Raw genomic sequence first — 19,145 nt, forward strand, 5'->3', positions numbered from 1 at the left:
CAGATGCCGAGGAACACGATGGACGGAACCGCACATGAAAGACACTGAGAGCCTGAAGGATTACCGACGCGTTCGGCGACTGGCGATCCGTTCGCTCTTCGAGATCATCGAGCAGTCCAGCGAAGGCACGGTCATCGTCGACCGCGACGCCCGCATCGTCTGGATCAACGAGCGCTACGCCCGTCGCTTTGGCCTCGAAGACCCCAGCCGCGCGGTGGGTCAGCCGTGTGAGCAAGTGATTCCGGGCAGTCTGCTGCGTCAGGTGGCGAGCAACGGTCAGCCGATTCTGCTGGACATGATGGACACGGCGAAGGACCCGCTGGTGGTCATGCGCCTGCCGATTCATGACGACGGCGGCGCGGTGATCGGCGCCATCGGCTTTGCGCTGTTCGATGAGCTGCACGCGCTGTCGCCGCTGCTCAAGCGTTATTCGAGCATGCAGCAGGAGCTGGCCTCGACCCGCTCCCTGCTGCGCGCCCGCCAGGCCAAATACAGTTTTGCCCACTTCATCGGCACCAGTGCCGCCAGCCTGGAAGTCAAACGCCGCGCACGGCGCGGCGCCAGTACCGATTCCCCGGTGTTGCTGCTCGGTGAAACCGGAACCGGCAAGGAGCTACTGGCCCACGCCGTACACAACAGCTCGCCACGGGCGCACAAACCCTTCATCAGCATCAACAGCGCCGCGATCCCCGAGGCGCTGCTTGAGGCGGAGTTCTTCGGCACCGCCCCCGGCGCCTTCACCGGGGCCGACCGCAAGGGGCGCCAGGGCAAATTGCACCTGGCCGAGGGCGGCACGCTGTTTCTTGATGAGATCGGCGACATGCCCCTGCCGCTGCAGAGCAAGCTGCTGCGTGTGCTGCAGGAAAAAGAGTACGAGCCGGTGGGTTCCAACGAGATGATCAAAAGCGATGTGCGCCTGATCGCGGCGACCTCTACGGATCTCGAAGCGGCGATCAAGCGTGGCGAGTTTCGCGCTGACCTGTATTACCGACTGAGCGTGTTGCCCATCCAGGTGCCGCCGTTGCGCGAGCGCCTCGACGACATTCCGGCGTTGACCGAAGCGATTCTCGAGGACCTGCGCAGCCAGCACGAACTGTCGCCCGCCGCCATGGCCGCCCTCGCACAGCATGCCTGGCCGGGCAATATTCGCGAGCTGCGCAACGTGCTGGAGCGTGCGGCATTGCTCAGCGACGATCTGCAGCTCAATCCCGGCGACATCCGCGCGGCCATCGGCACGCTGGTTCCCGTGACCAGTCCGCCGGCAACGGGATCGTTTGCGTCCAATGATCAGACTTACAGCGAGGCGCGGCAGCATTTCGACCGGGAGCTGATCCAGGCGAAGCTGGCGCAGTGTGCGGGGAACGTGATTCTCGCCGCCCAACAGTTGGGGTTGGGACGTTCGACGCTGTACAAGAAAATGGCAGCGCTGGGGATCGCCGAGTCTCAGTAAAGGGACTGGCTGTCTATAATCCTGGACTGATCGACATAAACCTCGTTCTAGAGCTGTCGCCATCCAGGGCAACGGGTTGGCCACATGCCAATCCCACAGTCGTGGTCTCATTTCCTGGACCAACTCGACCCCCTGTCCTGATGCCGCTGATAAAATCTCTCATAAATCAGACAGTTAGCGCTCTGGCGTGAAAGTAGCTATACCTCCTGTTACGCGGCCTCGCCGCACCCAAAACAAAAACAACAGGAGACACTCGATGAGTGTGATCATCGCTTTAGCGGCGCTTACGCTGCTGATGCTGGCTGCCTACCGGGGTTACAGCGTCATCCTCTTTGCCCCCATCGCGGCGCTCGGTGCCGTGCTGCTTACCGATCCCTCTGCCGTAGCGCCCGCCTTCACCGGCGTGTTCATGGACAAGATGGTCGGCTTCGTCAAACTCTACTTCCCGGTCTTTCTGCTCGGCGCCGTGTTTGGCAAGCTGATCGAGCTGTCCGGTTTCTCGCGCTCCATCGTGGCGGCCGCCATCCGCCTGCTCGGCACCCGCCAGGCGATGCTGGTGATCGTGCTGGTCTGCGCGCTGCTGACCTACGGCGGCGTGTCGTTGTTCGTGGTGGTGTTTGCGGTCTACCCGTTCGCCGCGGAGATGTTCCGCCAGAGCAACATTCCCAAACGGCTGATTCCGGCGACCATCGCCCTTGGTGCGTTTTCGTTCACCATGGACGCCCTGCCCGGCACCCCGCAGATCCAGAACATCATCCCCTCGACCTTCTTCAACACCACGGCGTGGGCGGCGCCGTGGCTGGGCCTGATCGGCACGGCGTTCGTGTTCAGCGTCGGCATGCTGTTTCTGCAGCGCCAGCGCAACAAGGCCCAGCGTGCCGGCGAAGGCTATGGCACCGAGCTGCGCAACGAGCCGGATACCCCGGACGACATCGCCCTGCCCAACCCGTGGATCGCCCTGGCGCCGCTGTTGCTGGTGGGGGTCATGAACCTGCTGTTTACCCAGTGGATTCCCCAGTGGTACGGCAAGACCCACACCCTGGCGCTGCCGGGCATGGCGACGCCGGTGCAGACCGACATCGCCAAGATCACTGCGATCTGGGCGGTAGAAGCGGCGTTGCTGGTGGGCATTGTCTTTGTGCTGCTGTTTGCCTTCAGGACCGTGAAATCGAAGCTGGCCGAGGGCAGCAAGGGTGCGGTCAGCGGCGCGTTGTTGGCGGCAATGAACACGGCGTCGGAATACGGTTTTGGCGCTGTGATTGCTTCGTTGCCCGGCTTCCTGGTGTTGGCCGACGGGCTCAAAAGCATCCCCAATCCGTTGGTCAACGAAGCGATTACCGTGACGCTACTCGCAGGCATCACCGGGTCGGCGTCCGGGGGCATGAGCATTGCGCTGGCGGCGATGTCCGACAGCTTTATCGCGGCGGCGCACGCAGCGAACATTCCGCTGGAGGTATTGCACCGCGTCGCGGCCATGGCCAGCGGCGGCATGGACACGCTGCCGCACAACGGCGCGGTCATCACCCTGCTGGCGGTCACCGGCCTGACCCACCGCGAGGCCTACAAGGACATCTTCGGCATCACCCTCATCAAGACACTGGCGGTGTTCGTGGTGATCGGGGTTTTCTATGCAACCGGCATCGTATGAGGAATTGAACATGAGTCTGCAAGGCAAAACCGCACTGGTCACCGGCTCCACCAGCGGCATCGGGCTGGGCATCGCGCTGACGCTGGCCAAGGCTGGCGCAAATCTGGTGCTCAACGGCTTCGGCGATGCGTCGGCGGTGATCGAGCAGGTCAAGCAGTACGGCGGGAAAGTCGGCCACCACCCGGCGGACGTCAGCGATGCGGCGCAGATCGCCGACATGATTGCCTACGCCGAGCGTGAGTTTGGCGGCGTCGACATTCTGGTCAACAACGCGGGGATTCAGCACGTCGACGCGGTGGAGGATTTCCCGGTGTTGCGCTGGGACACGATCATTGCCATCAACCTGTCGTCGGTGTTTCACAGCACGCGGTTGTGCCTCCCGGGCATGCGTGCCAAGGGCTGGGGGCGAATCGTGAACATTGCGTCGGTGCATGGCCTGGTGGGTTCGACAGGCAAGGCGGCGTACGTGGCGGCCAAACACGGCGTCATCGGGTTGACCAAGGTGGTCGGCCTGGAGACCGCGGCGAGCAATGTCACCTGCAACGCGATCTGCCCCGGGTGGGTGCTGACGCCGCTGGTGCAGAAGCAGATCGATGATCGGGCTGCGCAGACCGGTGACCTGGAACAGGCCAAGCATGACCTGCTGGCGGAGAAGCAGCCGTCGCTGGAATTCGTGACCCCTTCGCAGTTGGGGGAGTTGACGTTGTTTCTGTGCAGTGAGGCGGGCGCGCAGGTGCGTGGTGCGGCGTGGAATATCGATGGAGGGTGGCTGGCGCGGTAGACGGGGCAAGCCCAGTAGGACTGGCTTTAGCCGGGAAAGCCTCGGTCGCTACACCTCGAAATGTGTGTTGCTCCAACCGGCTTCTTCCCGGCTGAAGCCGGTCCTACCTGGGTACGCGGCTATCAGTGGGACCGGTTTTAGCCGGGAAGGCGCCATCGATGACACCGAGACATCATCGCCGAGGAAACCTCAACTCCCCGGCTCGTCCCGCTCGTCCACCAACCCCCAATCCTTTACATTCACCTGCGCAGCAGGCTGGGGTGCGCGCGGCGCGGTGGCTATGGTGGATGGCCCGTCTTCGCTGTGCAACTTCAAACGCAGGCGCACGTTGTTGGCCGAGTCGGCGTTTTTAAGAGCCTCGTCTTCCGTGATCGCACCCTCCACGGCCAAGTCATACAGCGCATTGTCGAAGGTCTGCATGCCGAGGTTGGTGGACTTCTCCATAATGCCCTTGAGCTCGGTCAGCTCGTTGCGGTGGATCAGGTCGCGAATCGTCGGCGTGCCGAGCATCACCTCCACCGCCGCACGGCGCTTGCCGTCGGTAGTCTTAACCAGCCGCTGGGAGACGAACGCCTTGAGGTTGTTGCCCAGGTCATGGAGCAACTGCGGGCGGCGCTCTTCGGGGAAGAAGTTGATGATGCGGTCCAGCGCCTGGTTGGCGTTGTTGGCGTGCAGCGTCGAGATCGCCAGGTGGCCGGTGTCGGCAAACGCCAGCGCGTGCTCCATGGTCTCGCGGTCGCGGATTTCGCCGATCAGAATCACGTCCGGCGCCTGCCGCAGGGTGTTCTTCAACGCCGCGTGAAAGCTTCGCGTATCGACGCCCACTTCGCGCTGGTTGATGATCGAGCGCTTGTGCTTGTGAATGAACTCCACCGGGTCTTCGATGGTGATGATGTGGCCGCTGGCGTGGCGGTTGCGGTGGTCGATCAGTGCCGCCAGCGAGGTCGATTTACCCGAGCCGGTGGCGCCGACAAAGAGCACCAGGCCGTGCTTCTCCATGATCACATCAAGCAGGATCGGCGGCAGGTGCAGGTCTTCGAATTTGGGGATGTCGAGCTTGATGTTGCGCGCCACGATCGACACTTCGTTGCGCTGTTTGAAGATGTTGATCCGGAAACGCCCGACGCCGGACAGGGAAAACGCCAGGTTCATCTCCAGCTCGCGCTCGAAATCCACACGCTGCTCGGCGTCCATGATGGCGTTGGCGATCAGGCCGACGTCGCCGGGTTTGAACGCTTCCGTGCCCAGCGGCTTGAGCACGCCGCTGAACTTGGCGCAGGGGGGCGCGCCGGTGGACAGGTAAAGGTCCGATCCATCCTGGGTGGCAAGCACCTTCAACAACGCCGGAAAATCCATAAGGCAACACCGCACAAGAGGTTTGAGGAGACTGCAGGCCTACAGTGTGTCGACCTTCGGCCGGTTTCAACGTTCGGGCTGTTTAACTGGCCGGGTCAGGGCTGTTTGAGCGCCGATTCACACGTTCGTCCGGTCTAGGTGTGGGAAATTACCCGAAATCGCGCAGCAAAGGCATAATGCGCGGCTTTTTTATCGAGACGTCCGGACCATCATGAAAGCCCAAGCCCGCCACATTCTGGTCAAGACCGCTGAAGAAGCCGAGCAACTGAAGCAGCGCATTGCCAAGGGCGAGGCGTTCGACGTGCTGGCGAAGAAGTATTCGACCTGCCCGAGCGGCAAGCGCGGCGGCGATCTGGGTGAGGTGCGGCCGGGCCAGATGGTCGGCGCAATTGACCAGGTGATCTTCAAAAAGCCGCTGCGGACCGTGCATGGTCCGGTCAAGAGCAAATTCGGGTATCACCTGGTGCAGGTGGTTTATCGGGATTGAGGGGCTGTCTCTGGAATTTTGTGGTGGTCACACTGGCCCCTTCCCGGCTAAAGCCGGTCCCACTAAGCATGGCGTGCATTCAGCGGGATGGGTGGTGAGGGCCAGCTGAAGGAACTCGGAACCCTTGTGGGACCGGCTTTAGCCGGGAAGAGGCCCGCATGCACACCCTCGATTTCGCGGCATAACGCCCGACGCCTTCCCGGCTGAAGCCGGTCCCACAGAGTGCGCGAACCCAGCGGCCTGCCTCAGACCGGCATCACGCTGCGCGGGATCAACGCCCCCGGGTGCTGAATCACCAGACTCGCCAACTGATGACCGGCGTTGGCCGCATCTTTTGGACCGCCGCCGCGCAAACGCCGAGCCAGATAGGCTGCGCTGAACGAATCCCCCGCCGCCGTGGTGTCGATGACTTTCTGCACTGGGTGCGCAGGCACTTCATAACGCCGGTCGTCGACACTGACCAGACAGCTCTGTGCCCCGCGCTTGACTACCACTTCGCTGACACCCATGGCCCGATAGGTCTGCAGAATCTGCTCGCCGTCGGTGTAGTCGAACAGCGCCTGCTCGTCCTCCTCGGTCAGCAGCGCCAGATCCACCTCATGCATGACTGCGCGATACGCCTGCCGCGCTTGCTCGACGCTGCGCCACAAGCGCGGGCGGTAGTTGTTGTCGAACACCACCCTCGCCCCTCGGTCCCGGGCATCGCCAAGGGTCGAGAGCAGCCGCGCCCTGCCCGTCTCACCCAGCACCGCCAGGGTGATGCCGCTGAAATACAGCACGTCGTAATCCGGCAGCGCGGCCAGCACCGGCTCGGCGGCCGGGGTGGTGAAGCATTCGCGCACCGCCGCTTCGTTGCGCCAGTAAAGGAAGCGCCGCTCGCCGTTGGCGTCGGTCTGGATGCAATACAGACCCGGCAACCGCCCCGGCAGACGCTGCACCCGACTCAGACCAATGCCCTCATCCTTCCAGACCTGGCACATGGCGTCGCTGAAACTGTCGTCGCCCAGCGCGGTGACGTAATCCACCTGCGCCGCCGAGCCCAGCAGGCGCGACAGGTACACCGCAGTGTTTAGCGTGTCGCCGCCGAAGCTCTGCTTGAGCGTGCCGTTGGCGTGCTGTTGCAGCTCGATCATGCATTCGCCGATCAGCGCGACGCGCGGATAGCTGTGACTGACCATTTCACTCATCGCAGACTCCTGTCAGAAGCAGGTATCGAAGGATTCGATGACGCACAGATCATCACCCACCAGGCAACCCGTGCGCCATTTGTCGAAAGTCAGGCACGGGTGCGAGGTGCCGAACGAAATGATATCGCCGACCTTTAGCTCACAGCCCGGCGCGACGGTCATGAACGCGTGCTGGTCCATGACCGCTGTGACCTTGCAGGCGCTGACGTCCTCGCCAACCGCCGGCACCGCCCCCGGCGCATAGCGTTTGATCGGGTTGGGCATGCCGGCGTCGAACGCCACGTCGCGCTTGCCCATGGCGATCACCGCAAAGCCCGGCTCCGGCATCGACTGCACGTGGGCCCAGACTTCCATCGCTGGCTGCAAACCCTCGCTCAGGTCGTGACGTCGGTCGAGCACGCAGCACTGCGCGTCTTTGTAGATGCCGTGGTCGTGGACCACATAACTGCCGGGACGCAACACGCTCAGGAAGCGCTCGCGCACCTGCTGCTTGTCGAATTCTTCGGCAATCAGGTCGTACCAGGCCGACCCCGAGGCCGTGACGATCGGGCGATCCAGCGCAAATGCGCCCTTGTCCTGCAGCGTCACGGCCAGGCGCACCAGCGACGTGGCGAACGCACGAATGCCGCTCACGGCCTGGTCGCCATGGATCACGCCTTCGTAGCCTTCGATGCCGGTCAGCTTCAGCGCCGGTTGTGCAGCGATCGCGTCGGCCAAGGCCATGACCTCGTCTTCGCTTCGGCAGCCGCAACGTCCGCCGACCACGCCGTACTCAATCATCACGTTGAGGCTCAGGCCCTTGGCGGCGAAGAACTCGCCCAGCGCCTTGACGTTGTCCGGGTGATCGACCATGCAGTGAAAGTCGAACATCCCGTCGGTGAGCATCTCGGCGATGATCGCCATGTTCGGCGCGCCGACCAGCTGGTTGGCCATCAACACCCGACGCACGCCATGGGCGTAGGCTGCGCGGGTCTGCACCGCCGTGGCAAGGGTCATGCCCCACGCGCCGTGCTGCAGTTGCCGCAGAAACAGCGCCGGGACCATGCTGGTCTTGCCGTGGGGCGCGAGCTCGGCGCCGCTGTCGCTGACGAACTTCTGCATCCAGCGCAGGTTGTGCTCCAGCGCCGTGTCGTGGATCACCAGCGCGGGCAGGCTGACATCGCGCACCAGGTGGTCGCCGGGTTGCGTGGCGCCTTTTTCAATCGCGGCAATGCTCATCTCTGTTCTCCTGAATTTTTTTGTTCGTGTGTACGGTCGGCGACGCTATTCGATGACGCGCCGGGCCAGGCCGTTGGCGCTGTCGATCAACACGCGCCGGTAATGATCGTAATGGGCGGTGGCGTCGGCGCGCGGGGCGACGATGCACAGGGTTGCGATGCAGATGCCCTGTTTGTCCCGCACCGGCGCGGCGAAGCAATGGGTGAAGGTGTCGGCGATGCTGTCGAAAGAAAAGAAGCCGTCGTCGTGGGCCTTGCGGATCTCGGCGAGAAACGTCGCGATCGGCAGGCGCTTGCCGTCCGGCAGGATGAAGTCCTCGTCGTCGATCAGGTCGGTGATCGCCTGATCGGTGAGGTGCCCGAGCAGCAAGCGTCCCGAGGCGGTCCACGGGATCGGCGCGTCCTCGCCGATGTCCGAAGAAATACGAAAATGCCGCGCGCCTTCTTTCATCAGCGCGACGGTGTATTTGCGGCCGTTGAGCAGGCACATCTGCGCGGTTTCCCGGGTCTGCTCGACGATTTCACCCAGGCTGACTTCCGCCTCGCGGGTGAAGTCGAAATGGCGCAGATGCGCCTGCCCAAGGAAGTACAGCTGCCGGCCCAGGTACACGTGACCGTCCTTGCCGACGGTCTCGAGGATGCGCCGCTCCAACAGAGAACTGACCAGCTCATACACCGTCGATTTCGGGCTGCCGATGCCACTGGCGATCTCGTTGGGCCGCATCGGCGTGCCGGTTTCCTTGAGAAAATCGAGAATATCGAACGCTCGGTCTAAACCACGGGCCCGGCGTTTGATGTCTTCGGTCATAAGAGCAGCTCCAGGCTAAACGGCGCGGATGCAAAAAGCGCCTTCAGCCTTTAAAAATGGGGTAGGCAATTGAGCTGCAAGCTTCAAGCGGCAAGCGTTCGATCACCGCTGTATCGACTTGCAGCTTGAAGCTTGCCGCTCGCCTCACTTGCGCTTATAGGCAATGCAATCGATCTCGACCTTGCAGTCGACCATCATGTTGGCCTGCACGCAGGCGCGGGCCGGGGCGTGTTCCGGGGAGAAGTACTCGCCGAAGACCTTGTTGAAGCTCCAGAAATCACGCGGGTCTTCCAGCCACACGCCAACCCGTACCACGTCTTCCAGGCCGTAACCGGCCTCGGTCAGAATGGCCACCAGATTCTGCATCGTTTTATGGGTCTGCTCGACGATCCCGCCGTTGATGATCTCACCGTTTTCAGCCGGCACCTGCCCCGACACATGCAGCCAGCCATCGGCTTCGACGGCGCGGGCGAAAGGACGTGGCTGGCCGCCACCTGCGGTACTGCCGGCACCGTAACGAGTAATGCTCATGAAAATCTCCTTTGATTGAGCGTCTTAAAAACGAATGTTCTTGAGGAATTCAGCCAGACGCGCTGACTTGGGTTGTTCGAATAATGCCTTGGGCGGGCCCTGCTCTTCGATGCGCCCCTGGTTCATGAACACGATCTGATCGGACACCTCATAGGCGAAGCGCATCTCATGGGTCACCAGCAACATGGTCATGCCCTCTTCCGCCAGGCCCTTGATCACGCTGAGCACCTCGCCCACCAGCTCCGGGTCCAGCGCCGACGTGACTTCGTCGAACAGCATCAGGCTCGGGTTCATGGCGATGGCGCGGGCAATCGCCACGCGCTGCTGCTGGCCGCCGGACAACTGGCCGGGAAAGTGGTTGCGCCGCTCCAGCAGGCCGACGCGCTCCAGCCACTTTTCGGCCAGGGCGACGGCTTGGTCCTTGGGCAGCTTTTTCACTTTGAGCAAGCCAAGGGTGACGTTCTGCAGCGCTGTCAGGTGCGGGAACAGGTTGAACTGCTGGAACGCCATCCCGGTCATCGCCCGGTGCTGCGCGATGACCTTTTCCGGATGACGCACGCGCTTGCCACTGACGTCGCTGTATCCGATGTCCTGGCCTTCGAGACGAATGTGCCCACCCTGAAATTCTTCCAGCAGATTGACGCAACGCAGCAGCGTGGTTTTGCCCGAGCCGCTGGAGCCGATCAGCGTCACCACGTTGCCTTTGTTCATCTTCAGGTCGACGCCCTTGAGCACTTCAACCGGGCCATAGGATTTGTGCAGCCCTTCGATGCTCAACAGAGCCGGGGCGGCAGGTGCGGTTTGAGTCTGTGTCATGGCAAGGCCACCCGTTTTTCGATTTGCCGCCCAAGAAGCTCGATGGCGTAGTTGATGACGAAGAAGAGAAAGCCGGCGAACAGGTAAAACTCAAGGGTCATGAAGTTGCGCGCGATGACCTGCTGGGTGCTGAGCAGCAGCTCGGCCACGCCGATCACCGAGAGCAGGGTCGAGGCCTTGACGATCTCGGTAGACGAATTGACCCAGGTCGGCAATATCTGCCGCAACGCCTGGGGCAGCAGCACATAGCTGAGGGACTGGGAGAACGTCAGGCCAATGGCCTTGCCCGCTTCCAGCTGCCCGCGCGGGATGGCCTGCAAGGCACCGCGCACGATCTCGGCCACGTGGGAGCCGCAAAACAGCGTCAGCCCCAGTGCACCGGCCTGGAACGCGCCGATCTGCCAGCCCAGCGCCGGCGCCATATAGAAGCAGGCCAGCACCAGGACAAACACGGGCGTGCCGCGAATCAGATCCACGTAAGCGCGAAACGGCAGGCGCGCCCACCATTTGCCGTAGGTCAGGATCAGCCCGGCGAACACGCCGATCACCGTCCCGAACACGATCGCCAGGCCCGCGCACTGCACGCTGGTGAGAAACCCCGCCCACAGCGCCTCCCGGGCGATCCACAATTCATGCAACCAACTGGGTTGTTCGTACATGGTCCTGGCCTCCTAGCGGCGAATCGCCAGACGCTGCTCGAGGTAACGCAGCAGCATGGCGATGAGGTAACAGGCCGCGACGTACAGCGCCGTGGTCACCAGCCAGGTTTCAATCACCCGGTAGCTCTCGACGTTGATCTTGCGCGCGTAATAGGTCAGTTCCGGTACCGCGATGGCGGCGGCCAGGGACGTGTCCTTGAACAACGAAATGAAGTTGTTCGACAGCGCCGGCAGCACGTTGCGCAGCATCACCGGCACCACGATGTACGCGCGCACCTGCCATTCGCCGAGGCCGATCGCCAGCCCCGCTTCGCGCTGGCCCTTGTGAATGCTCAGCAGGCCTGCACGGAACACCTCGGTCAGGTACGCCCCGGCATACAGCGACAGGGTGATGATGAACGACGGGATCTTATCCAGGCGAATACCGAGCCCTGGCAAGGCGAAGTAGATCAACAGGATCAGCACCAGAATCGGCGTGTTGCGCACCACGGTGACGTAAACCGACGCCACGATGCGCAGTGCCCGATAGCGCGACAGCATCGCAAACGCGGCCATCATGCCGATCACGCACCCGATGGCGATGGAGATCAGGGCCAGTTCCAGGCCTAGCCCCAGCCCCGCCAGCAGACTGGGGAAATCCCGCCAGACCGCTGCAAAATTCAGCTGATAATTCATGGTCAGCAGTACCTGGGACGGGACGGCACCACGGCCGTCCTCGCCCCCTTCAATGGGCGACGCAAGCGGCGCGGGTTATTTGTATTCCATCGGGAAACCGATCGCAGGGGTCGGCAGGTCCACGCCGAACCACTTCTTGAACGACTCGGCATACATCGGGAATTCAACCCCGGTCATGGCTTCATGCAGGGCGGTGTTGACGAAGTTCAGCCAGTCCTGATCGCCACGCTTGACGGCGCACGCGTAGGTCTGCGGGCTCCAGGCGAACGCGGGCGAGCGATAGCGACCGGGGTTCTGCACCATCAGGTATTTCACCGACGACTGATCGGTGGCCGCCGCATCGGCACGACCGGAGTTAATGGCCTGGTACATCAAGTCGACGCTGTCGTACTGGTCAACCTTCGCCTTCGGCAGCGCCTGATGCACCAGCTCTTCGGCGTAGACGTTTTGCAGCACGGCAACGGTGACGCCATCGCCAGCGCTTTTCAGGTCGTCAATTTCCTTGTACTTGCTATTGGTCGGCAGCAGCAGCGCGACGCCTTCGCGGTAGTAAGGCAGGGTGAAGGCCACCTGCTGGGCGCGGCTGGCGGTGACCGTAATGAACTGGCAGCTCATGTCGACTTTGTCGGTCAGCAGGTTCGGGATCCGCGCGTCGGAAGACTGCACGACGAACTCGACTTTGCTCGGGTCATTGAACAGGCCCTTGGCGACGATCCGCGCGATGTCGATATCAAAACCCTGCAACTTGCCGTCTGCGCCCTGGAAATGCCACGGGGCATTGGTGCTGCCCGTGCCCACGATCAGATGGCCACGTTGCAGAACGCTGTCGAGCTTGCTGTCAGCCGCGTACGCCGTCGTCGCAAACGTCGCTGCCGTTATCAGGGCCAGTGCACAAGCTTTCAAAGAAAGGGATCCGCGCCACATGAGAGAAACTCCGCCGGTTGTATTTATTCCGCTATAGCGGAACACTGTTTGCCACAACGGAATGGACAGCAGAAAGTGTGCCACAGAGTCGGGCGGTAAAAGAAGGCGCAAGAATCACGGGTGTTTTCAATCACATGCAGTTGAAAGGCAGTTGCGTGCAGGTTGAATCCTCTCGCGAGTCGATAGATTCAGCGCTACGGATCACCCCACGCAGTGAGCATTGGGCCCCATCGGTGTGCGCCCCGCGCCAGAAACGCGCATCACGTCTTACCTCCGCCGACCGTTCATCGCGGCAAGGGCACGATCCCCTTGGTGTAACCCCTAAGCATCGCGTCACTTCAGTAGTGGCACTTTGGGTTGTGCTGAGCTCAGACCACGGCGCTACGCCATGCCGTTGGGCCGGTTACCGAAAAACTTCCCCCATTCCAACTACGGTTTTGCTATGACCGGCCGATTTATGTAGAGGTCAAGGGAACATTGGCACCCTTACTGCTTCAAACGTCTTTATGAAGCTTTTATGACAACCGCGTGAACATGCACGGACGGCAGGCGCTTTTACGGGTTGTACGGTGGAGGAACGCCAATGAAAGAACGAGCCACAGTCATTTGCCGCAGGGACAATCAAATCCTCTACGTGCGCAAATCCAAAGCCCGCTGGAACCTGCCGGGCGGCAAGGTCGAGGCCGATGAATCGCCTGCACAGGCGGCTGCTCGGGAACTACGTGAAGAGACCGGACTGATCCTGGAAGACCTGGCATACATCAGCCGGTTTGAAGGCGGCGCCGTGATGCATCACGTGTTCGAGGTGTCGGTGACGATGATCGCCACCCCTGCCCCCCACAATGAAATTGCCGACTGCAAGTGGTTTACCACTGAAGAACTGGGCAGCCAGAAAGTCAGTCCTTCGGCGAAGTCCATCGTCAAAGCCTTTCTGACCAACGCTATTTATTAACTGTTGTTGAGAGGTGTTCACGGGTTTTTCACATCGAGGGCGGTAGTCTTCACTTGCTCCTCCAAGACTGACTTTAAGCCCGCACCCCCCATCGCGGGCTTTTTCTTGTCCGCAATTCCTTGTCAGCGCCCTCCTTCTGTCCACGCATGATCTATAAACATTCTGACGACCGGGCTTAATTTCGGCGTACGAACGCCGACATCAAGCAGAGGATATCCAAGGAGCGGCAGATGTTTAATTCCAAAGTCAAAAAGCAGGTGGCCACACTAAGCTCGGAGCTGGTCACGCTAAAAAATTTTCATGACGCCCTCATGCAGGAGATGCTGTCGCTGACAGTGGATTCCGACCTGCGCATCACGGACGCCAACAGCAAGTTCTGCGCAGCAATCGGTTACTCCCACGATGAACTGGTCGGCAACCCCATGGCGGCGTTTGTCCCTTCCTACGTGGCGACCATGCCATGCTTTCGCAACTTCAAGGCCGCAGCCACCAGCGGCACGGCAGTGACGGACGACTACCGCTTCGTCAGCAAAAGCGGTCCGTTGATCTGGATTCACGCCACCTGGTCGCCGTTGAAAGATGAGCAGGGTCGCCTCGTCGCCCTCAAATGCCTGGCGACCAACGTCACCAGCGAAATCAACAAGGCCCGGGAAAACGAGTCGTTCATCAACGCCCTGTTGCGCTCGACGGCGGTCATCGAATTCGACCTCGGCGGTCACGTGCTCAAGGCCAACCAGTCTTTCCTCAAGGAAATGGGCTACAGCCAGGATCAGATCGTCGGCAAGCACCACAGCCTGTTCTGTGACCCGAAGTTTGCCGCCACCGAAGATTACAAAACTTTCTGGAAACGCCTGAACAACGGCGAGTTCGTGGCCGACCGGTTCAAGCGCATCAACAGCCGGGGCGAAGACGTCTGGCTCGAAGCAACCTACAACCCGGTGCACGATACCCAGGGCGAGCTTTATAAAGTGGTCAAGTTCGCCACCGTGATCACGGATCAAGTGCGGCGCGAGGCGGACATCAGCATTGCAGCCGGCACAGCGTTCGAGATTTCCCAGCGCACCGACGTCTCGGCCCAGCGCGGCGCGGCTGTGATCAACAACACGGTGGAGACCATGAACGGCATCGCCGACCAGATGCTTTCCGCCTCCCATGGCATGGAAGCGCTGGGCAAGCAGTCGCTGCTGATCAGCACCATCGTGCAAACCATCGGCGGCATCGCCCAACAGACCAACTTGCTGGCCCTCAATGCCGCCATCGAAGCGGCCCGCGCCGGGGAACAAGGCCGTGGCTTTGCCGTCGTGGCGGATGAAGTGCGTCAGCTGGCCGGGCGCACCAGCACCGCCACCGAAGAAATTGTCGCAGTGGTGCAGCAGAACCAGAAGCTGGTGGATGACGTGGTCAAGGACATGGGCAGCACGCGGGTCCAGGCCGAACAGGGCCTGTCGCTGGCCAATCAGGCCGGCAGCGTGATCGTGGAAATTCAGGAGGGCGCGCGGCAGGTCGTGGGGGCGGTGCAGCGATTTACCCACCAGCTCTGACAGCGACCGCCCTCGCCTTGGGTTCGGGTGAGCCATGGCAAATAGTCGCAGCGCGCTGAGGGGGAGATACGCTTGCCCTACAAGATGCTAATCTGCCGACATAAGTGGCCCCATCCGGTATGCCACCCCACGCTTACATGGAGCCGACAATGGCTTTGAATTCCCTGCTTTGCCCGGATTTACTGACCATTGCAGAGCGTTCGGCGATTGCCGAGGTTGAAGCGACGACGAACGTCCTCAGGCTCGTGACCCGGCTGACCGGCATGCGCTTCGCGGGCATCGCCAAGTTCACCGACGCCGAGTGGGTCGCCTGCGCGGTTTACGACGAGATTCACATCGGCATTCAGGAAGGCGAAGTCCTGGAGCTGGAAACGACACTGTGTAACGAGCTGATCAAAAACCCGAAGGCGCTGATCATCCCCAGCATCAGCAAGAGCGAGCGCTATGCAGGCCGCCCCGTGGTCAAGAAATACGCCATCGAAAGCTATATCGGCGTACCGATCTCCTTGCCCGACGGCCAACTCTTCGGCGCGCTGTGCCTGCTCGACACCAAGGCCAGCACCTTCGAGAACCCCGACCTCGTGGAAACCCTTGAGCTGTTCTCCCGACTGATCGGCTGCATCGTGTTTTCCCATTACAGCACGGTGAACAAAGTCAGGACGCAGGTCGAACACGCTTGATCAGGTGATCGTCACCGGCGAGCGGCGGTAGGTGGGTAACCAAGACGCCGCTTGAGCCTTTCCTAGGGTCGCGGCGCACGACCCGGACTTGTGCTTCTGCTGCCCCGATGCATATGGGGCATCCGCTGAACCACCGATCACCCATTTTCATCAGGTCGTGTCGCCGCCTTCAGTGACATTAAGGGTGCTGGTTGGATCACGAGCAATCGCCACGAAATACCACCACTCCCCCAAAAATTGGCCCTAGTTTGCGGCTTTCTGCCGACAGTTCAACTGTCCCTTCATGCTCGTCCCAACCCCCTGTTGCCAATGGCGACCCGTGCCGGTGGGTGTTTGTAGGAGCCCACAGCGCTTGACCCACCTCGACATCACGCCGCTTGGCATGTTCCACGCCGACCTTGATGGCAGCCGTCCCGATGGAATGTGGCTGTCAGTCAGAATCGAAACGGCTCAAGGGTGCGCAAAGGATCCTGCGGAGGGCTGGCATGGAGGTTTTACAGAGAAGAAATGGTCGACGAAGCTGTCCGCGTTTATAGCGCACTCAACGCTGGCTGTGATTGAATCGCACCCTTTTGTTCACACCACACTCGATCAGGCCGATTACGACAATGACCAATGATGCTGCATCGCAGCCAAGACATGACGTTATCCGCGCCCAGGTCCTCGGGCTGATCCTCTTCATCGCATGTCTGGTGCTTGCGGCCTCGGCACTGAGCTACCTCGTCCACTATCTGCATATAGGGATGAATGCCGAGATACCCGTGTTTGCGACAGTACGTATCCCGACACCCTCGCAGCTAAACCCTGAGCCCGTTGAGCGATCAGTATTTATCCTCCTTGCCGCGCTTGCCCCCCTTGCCTTGGTCATTGCCGGGAAACTGTTCCGAGGATTCAACCCAAGCCTATTGGGTCACACCCTTCTGGCCACGGCAGCTTGCATTCTATTGGTAGCGCCTTTTGTCACTTCTGATTTTGTGGGCGTAATGTTCTTCCCTACCAGCCTGGCAAACGCCAACAGGCTGATCATGTTGACACTCGCGGTGCTGCTTTCAGCCGCAGTGCTGTCAGTTAGCCTGAAGGGCAATGCAGCACGCCGTTATCACATGGGCTGGACCATCGGAGCAGCTATCGCCGCTGCGATAGTCTTTCAAGTGGCGCCTTACCGGCTTGCTTCAGACCGAATGGTAACGCTCGCAGCCCAATGGTCGGTCAGCTACGACGCTGCCACCTATGCGCTGACCCAAGTCGTTGCGGGAAAGACCCTCCTACACGACCTGCCTTCTCAATATGGTCTGTTTCCGGAGCTGATAGCGCCGCTCTTCAAGCTCATAGACATCAGCGTTTTCACGGTCAGCACCTTGTTCATTGTCCTTCAGGTGATCGCGCTTTCGTGCCTGGCTGCCGTGCTGCATCTTCACGTCCGCAACCCCCTCCTTCGGGCCATGACGTTCTTGTGCCTTTTGATATCGACAGGGTTGTTTCTGTACCTCAACGACATCAAGCAAGAGATGTATGTCCAGTACTACCCGATTCGCTTCATCTGCCCTTCCGTGGCGTTATTCCTTTTCGCCGGCTATTGCCTGAAGCCAACGCGGACGAGGCTGGTGGCGTTGGGCGTCGCATCAGGGGTCGCCGTGTTCTGGAATTTTGATTCCGGCATTCCGGTGCTGGTTTCGATCGGCGCCACGCTATTGGTGAAGCCGTTCTTCATCCAGCCGCTGAGGTGGAGAGTATTGGGGCCAGCGTTCGCATTCTCGAGTTTTGCAGCCCTTACCTTTGGCCTACTGATGGCGATCCTGAGACTCAAGGCGGGTGGCCCGCTCGGGATTCAGGAAGCCATCTCGTCCCAGAAACTGTTTTACGGGTCGGGGTTCATGATGCTGCCCATGCCGCTCACGTTCCATCCTTGGCAACTCGTTTTGGTAGCGTATGCCGCGGCGGCAGTCGCGGCCGTATCAGCATGGCGTCGGCACGTTAATAACCACATTTATGATGTTTTGTTTTGTGCGGCGATAATGGGCCTTGGGCTGTTTACTTATTATCAGGGCCGATCTCATATTTACTGCCTGATGATGGTGCTGTGGCCTGCGCTGATCGTTGGCGCCATCCTGACCGACCTGATACTCCGCGCGGTACGCAAGCGCTCGACATCCTCTGTTTCAGGCCTACTGGCACTACCATTCGTGTTCTTCGTGAGCCTGGGCACCGTTACGCTGGCCTTCTCAGCGCGAGACCTGGTGATGGCTGGGGTCAGTAATGTTCTGGACTTTGACAAGGCGAGAGACCCTGTGATCGCCAGTGAACTGGCATTCCTCCGTGCAACGTCCAAAGGCCGCGACTGCTTGATATTGGCCCAGCGCCAAGCGATCTATCACGCAGAATTGAAATCAGCGTCGCCTTTGGCTGGGCCAGGCCTGATCGAAACTCTCCTGCAGAGTGACCTTGATGCGCTCATGGCGGGGGCACTCAGCAAGCCGCTGGAGTGCATCTATCTGGGCGTCGGTCCCACATCGCAGACGTTGCTGAAGCTGGATGACGACTCCCTCATCTCGAAGTACCCCGTGAGTGCTCAAAATGACATGGGCACCCTTCTGCTGCTGGAACCATCGCCTTCAGCGCCCGTTGAGTAAAGCGCCACAAGCGCGAGGTCGGTTATCGGGGGACGGATTCCGATGTTACGACCGGGCACCACCAGATGAACCCTAGAAACCGCGGCACCCTGGGGATGACGTGGCGTCTGCCGGTTTGAACGCGAACGTCAGGCCGCGCTTACTCGCCGATAACGGTTTTCACCAGTGCAGCGTGGCCTTTTGGGTTGTCCGCGTTGGTCAGCACTGTGACGATGGCCGACCGTGTGCCCGAGGCGGCTGCGACGGTAGTCGCGAGCATCGGCTTGTCAGCCAGGCTCATTGAGGCGTCGAGCTGACGTAAACCCAAGCCGTTGGCCTTAACGATGCTTTTTTCCCCCAGCTTTTTATAGTCTTTGTAATCTGAGGTTTGTTGCATCTCGGTGCCGGTCACCATCCCGCTCAATGCGGTTTGGTCATTGTCGGAATCGGCATCCACGGCAAGCGGGACCTGTGCGGTGATCAGCAGGCTTTTTTCCGCTTTGTTGAGGTAGCTGGCGCTGGTCACGCCCATGGCTGTGGCTCTGGGATCCTGTGTCTCAGGCTGTTGGACATACCCGGAGGGCACGCTGAACGAGAGCTTGCCGCCAAGCATTGAAGCCTGTTCGGCGGTGTAACTGCTCTGCGCCTCCGCAGGCGGCGAGGCTGCCAGAGCCGCCGTGACGCCAACGGTCATTGTGACGGCCAGGCTCAGGGTGAGATTGAGCGCGGCTTTTTTTAGCGATCGGTTCGTTGCGACTGGCAAATTCCATTTATTCAACATAGTCAATTCCAAAATGATCATAGGTAGATTCAAGCGGCTCCAG

At 60.9% G+C, this 19,145-nt stretch carries 19 protein-coding genes; 9 read left to right on the forward strand and 10 right to left on the reverse strand.

Going from position 1 to position 19,145, the window contains the following annotated elements; all coding sequences use genetic code 11:
• Positions 1 to 34: 34 nt before the first annotated feature.
• The 3 genes from QWI20_RS23610 to QWI20_RS23620 all read left to right on the forward strand — a co-directional run bounded on the left by QWI20_RS23610 (position 35) and on the right by QWI20_RS23620 (position 3,879).
• A complete protein-coding gene (locus QWI20_RS23610; protein WP_369307471.1) occupies positions 35 to 1,450 on the forward strand; it encodes a sigma-54 interaction domain-containing protein in 1,416 nt (471 codons plus the stop codon).
• A 256-nt stretch (positions 1,451 to 1,706) separates the two neighbouring features.
• Positions 1,707 to 3,098 carry a GntP family permease gene (locus QWI20_RS23615; protein ID WP_369307472.1) on the forward strand — a complete coding sequence of 464 codons (1,392 nt, stop codon included), beginning with the start codon at positions 1,707 to 1,709 and terminating at the stop codon, positions 3,096 to 3,098.
• Positions 3,099 to 3,108: 10 nt separating this feature from the next.
• Positions 3,109 to 3,879, forward strand: coding sequence for a 3-hydroxybutyrate dehydrogenase (locus QWI20_RS23620; RefSeq protein WP_369307473.1), 771 nt, complete (start codon positions 3,109 to 3,111; stop codon positions 3,877 to 3,879).
• A 189-nt stretch (positions 3,880 to 4,068) separates the two neighbouring features.
• Here QWI20_RS23620 and QWI20_RS23625 read toward each other — a convergent pair whose 3' ends face one another.
• The gene (locus QWI20_RS23625) at positions 4,069 to 5,235 is read right to left on the reverse strand and encodes a PilT/PilU family type 4a pilus ATPase (protein ID WP_369307474.1); all 1,167 of its coding nucleotides are present in this window, start codon (positions 5,233 to 5,235) and stop codon (positions 4,069 to 4,071) included.
• Between the two features lie 211 nt (positions 5,236 to 5,446).
• On the opposite strand from QWI20_RS23625, the gene QWI20_RS23630 reads away from it, so the two are divergent.
• Positions 5,447 to 5,722, forward strand: a complete 276-nt coding sequence (locus tag QWI20_RS23630; protein ID WP_369307475.1) for a peptidylprolyl isomerase — start codon at positions 5,447 to 5,449, stop codon at positions 5,720 to 5,722.
• A gap of 245 nt (positions 5,723 to 5,967) precedes the next feature.
• Here QWI20_RS23630 and QWI20_RS23635 read toward each other — a convergent pair whose 3' ends face one another.
• The 8 genes from QWI20_RS23635 to QWI20_RS23670 form a co-directional block, all read right to left on the reverse strand.
• Entirely contained in the window at positions 5,968 to 6,909 is a 942-nt protein-coding gene (locus QWI20_RS23635) for a sugar kinase (RefSeq protein WP_369307476.1), read from the reverse strand.
• 12 nt (positions 6,910 to 6,921) lie between these two features.
• Complete coding sequence (locus QWI20_RS23640) at positions 6,922 to 8,127, reverse strand: amino acid deaminase (RefSeq protein WP_369307477.1); 1,206 nt, start codon at positions 8,125 to 8,127, stop codon at positions 6,922 to 6,924.
• Between the two features lie 45 nt (positions 8,128 to 8,172).
• Positions 8,173 to 8,934, reverse strand: a complete 762-nt coding sequence (locus QWI20_RS23645) for an IclR family transcriptional regulator (RefSeq protein WP_369307478.1) — start codon at positions 8,932 to 8,934, stop codon at positions 8,173 to 8,175.
• A 144-nt stretch (positions 8,935 to 9,078) separates the two neighbouring features.
• Positions 9,079 to 9,465 (reverse strand): RidA family protein, encoded by a 387-nt coding sequence (locus tag QWI20_RS23650; protein ID WP_172611983.1) that lies wholly within the window; start codon positions 9,463 to 9,465, stop codon positions 9,079 to 9,081.
• A 24-nt stretch (positions 9,466 to 9,489) separates the two neighbouring features.
• Positions 9,490 to 10,281 carry an amino acid ABC transporter ATP-binding protein gene (locus tag QWI20_RS23655; RefSeq protein WP_369307479.1) on the reverse strand — a complete coding sequence of 264 codons (792 nt, stop codon included), beginning with the start codon at positions 10,279 to 10,281 and terminating at the stop codon, positions 9,490 to 9,492.
• Positions 10,278 to 10,940: an amino acid ABC transporter permease gene (locus QWI20_RS23660; RefSeq protein WP_369307480.1), complete on the reverse strand. Its 663-nt coding sequence runs from the start codon at positions 10,938 to 10,940 to the stop codon at positions 10,278 to 10,280. The genes QWI20_RS23655 and QWI20_RS23660 overlap by 4 nt, the downstream gene beginning before the upstream one ends.
• Positions 10,941 to 10,952: 12 nt before the next feature.
• A complete protein-coding gene (locus QWI20_RS23665) occupies positions 10,953 to 11,615 on the reverse strand; it encodes an amino acid ABC transporter permease (RefSeq protein ID WP_282372237.1) in 663 nt (220 codons plus the stop codon).
• 75 nt (positions 11,616 to 11,690) lie between these two features.
• Entirely contained in the window at positions 11,691 to 12,539 is an 849-nt protein-coding gene (locus QWI20_RS23670; protein WP_369307481.1) for a transporter substrate-binding domain-containing protein, read from the reverse strand.
• A gap of 583 nt (positions 12,540 to 13,122) precedes the next feature.
• Here QWI20_RS23670 and QWI20_RS23675 point away from each other — a divergent pair.
• The 5 genes from QWI20_RS23675 (at position 13,123) to QWI20_RS23695 (ending at position 18,342) form a co-directional block, all read left to right on the forward strand.
• Complete coding sequence (locus tag QWI20_RS23675) at positions 13,123 to 13,491, forward strand: NUDIX hydrolase (RefSeq protein WP_369307482.1); 369 nt, start codon at positions 13,123 to 13,125, stop codon at positions 13,489 to 13,491.
• Positions 13,492 to 13,721: 230 nt separating this feature from the next.
• Entirely contained in the window at positions 13,722 to 15,032 is a 1,311-nt protein-coding gene (locus QWI20_RS23680; protein WP_369307483.1) for a methyl-accepting chemotaxis protein, read from the forward strand.
• Between the two features lie 149 nt (positions 15,033 to 15,181).
• Entirely contained in the window at positions 15,182 to 15,712 is a 531-nt protein-coding gene (locus QWI20_RS23685) for a GAF domain-containing protein (RefSeq protein ID WP_369307484.1), read from the forward strand.
• Between the two features lie 352 nt (positions 15,713 to 16,064).
• Positions 16,065 to 16,331: a hypothetical protein gene (locus QWI20_RS23690; protein WP_369307485.1), complete on the forward strand. Its 267-nt coding sequence runs from the start codon at positions 16,065 to 16,067 to the stop codon at positions 16,329 to 16,331.
• On the forward strand, positions 16,321 to 18,342 hold the full coding sequence (locus QWI20_RS23695) for a hypothetical protein (protein ID WP_369307486.1): 2,022 nt from the start codon (positions 16,321 to 16,323) through the stop codon (positions 18,340 to 18,342). The genes QWI20_RS23690 and QWI20_RS23695 overlap by 11 nt, the downstream gene beginning before the upstream one ends.
• 139 nt (positions 18,343 to 18,481) lie before the next feature.
• Here QWI20_RS23695 and QWI20_RS23700 read toward each other — a convergent pair whose 3' ends face one another.
• On the reverse strand, positions 18,482 to 19,123 hold the full coding sequence (locus tag QWI20_RS23700; RefSeq protein WP_369307487.1) for a polyribonucleotide nucleotidyltransferase: 642 nt from the start codon (positions 19,121 to 19,123) through the stop codon (positions 18,482 to 18,484).
• Positions 19,124 to 19,145 lie beyond the last annotated feature (22 nt).

The sequence above is a fragment of the Pseudomonas sp. W2-17 genome (genome assembly GCF_041060445.1).
Lineage (GTDB): Bacteria > Pseudomonadota > Gammaproteobacteria > Pseudomonadales > Pseudomonadaceae > Aquipseudomonas.

Excerpts from the sequence above, each read along its gene's own strand:
- QWI20_RS23640 (WP_369307477.1), bottom strand. The coding sequence starts at position 8,127 with ATGAGCATTGCCGCGATTGAAAAAGGCGCCACGCAACCCGGCGACCAC.
- QWI20_RS23635 (WP_369307476.1), bottom strand. The coding sequence starts at position 6,909 with ATGAGTGAAATGGTCAGTCACAGCTATCCGCGCGTCGCGCTGATCGGC.
- QWI20_RS23660 (WP_369307480.1), bottom strand. The coding sequence starts at position 10,940 with ATGTACGAACAACCCAGTTGGTTGCATGAATTGTGGATCGCCCGGGAG.
- QWI20_RS23615 (WP_369307472.1), top strand. The coding sequence starts at position 1,707 with ATGAGTGTGATCATCGCTTTAGCGGCGCTTACGCTGCTGATGCTGGCT.
- QWI20_RS23680 (WP_369307483.1), top strand. The coding sequence starts at position 13,722 with ATGTTTAATTCCAAAGTCAAAAAGCAGGTGGCCACACTAAGCTCGGAG.
- QWI20_RS23610 (WP_369307471.1), top strand. The coding sequence starts at position 35 with ATGAAAGACACTGAGAGCCTGAAGGATTACCGACGCGTTCGGCGACTG.
- QWI20_RS23670 (WP_369307481.1), bottom strand. The coding sequence starts at position 12,539 with ATGTGGCGCGGATCCCTTTCTTTGAAAGCTTGTGCACTGGCCCTGATA.
- QWI20_RS23625 (WP_369307474.1), bottom strand. The coding sequence starts at position 5,235 with ATGGATTTTCCGGCGTTGTTGAAGGTGCTTGCCACCCAGGATGGATCG.
- QWI20_RS23655 (WP_369307479.1), bottom strand. The coding sequence starts at position 10,281 with ATGACACAGACTCAAACCGCACCTGCCGCCCCGGCTCTGTTGAGCATC.
- QWI20_RS23645 (WP_369307478.1), bottom strand. The coding sequence starts at position 8,934 with ATGACCGAAGACATCAAACGCCGGGCCCGTGGTTTAGACCGAGCGTTC.
- QWI20_RS23675 (WP_369307482.1), top strand. The coding sequence starts at position 13,123 with ATGAAAGAACGAGCCACAGTCATTTGCCGCAGGGACAATCAAATCCTC.
- QWI20_RS23620 (WP_369307473.1), top strand. The coding sequence starts at position 3,109 with ATGAGTCTGCAAGGCAAAACCGCACTGGTCACCGGCTCCACCAGCGGC.
- QWI20_RS23695 (WP_369307486.1), top strand. The coding sequence starts at position 16,321 with ATGACCAATGATGCTGCATCGCAGCCAAGACATGACGTTATCCGCGCC.
- QWI20_RS23685 (WP_369307484.1), top strand. The coding sequence starts at position 15,182 with ATGGCTTTGAATTCCCTGCTTTGCCCGGATTTACTGACCATTGCAGAG.
- QWI20_RS23665 (WP_282372237.1), bottom strand. The coding sequence starts at position 11,615 with ATGAATTATCAGCTGAATTTTGCAGCGGTCTGGCGGGATTTCCCCAGT.
- QWI20_RS23700 (WP_369307487.1), bottom strand. The coding sequence starts at position 19,123 with ATGATCATTTTGGAATTGACTATGTTGAATAAATGGAATTTGCCAGTC.
- QWI20_RS23630 (WP_369307475.1), top strand. The coding sequence starts at position 5,447 with ATGAAAGCCCAAGCCCGCCACATTCTGGTCAAGACCGCTGAAGAAGCC.
- QWI20_RS23650 (WP_172611983.1), bottom strand. The coding sequence starts at position 9,465 with ATGAGCATTACTCGTTACGGTGCCGGCAGTACCGCAGGTGGCGGCCAG.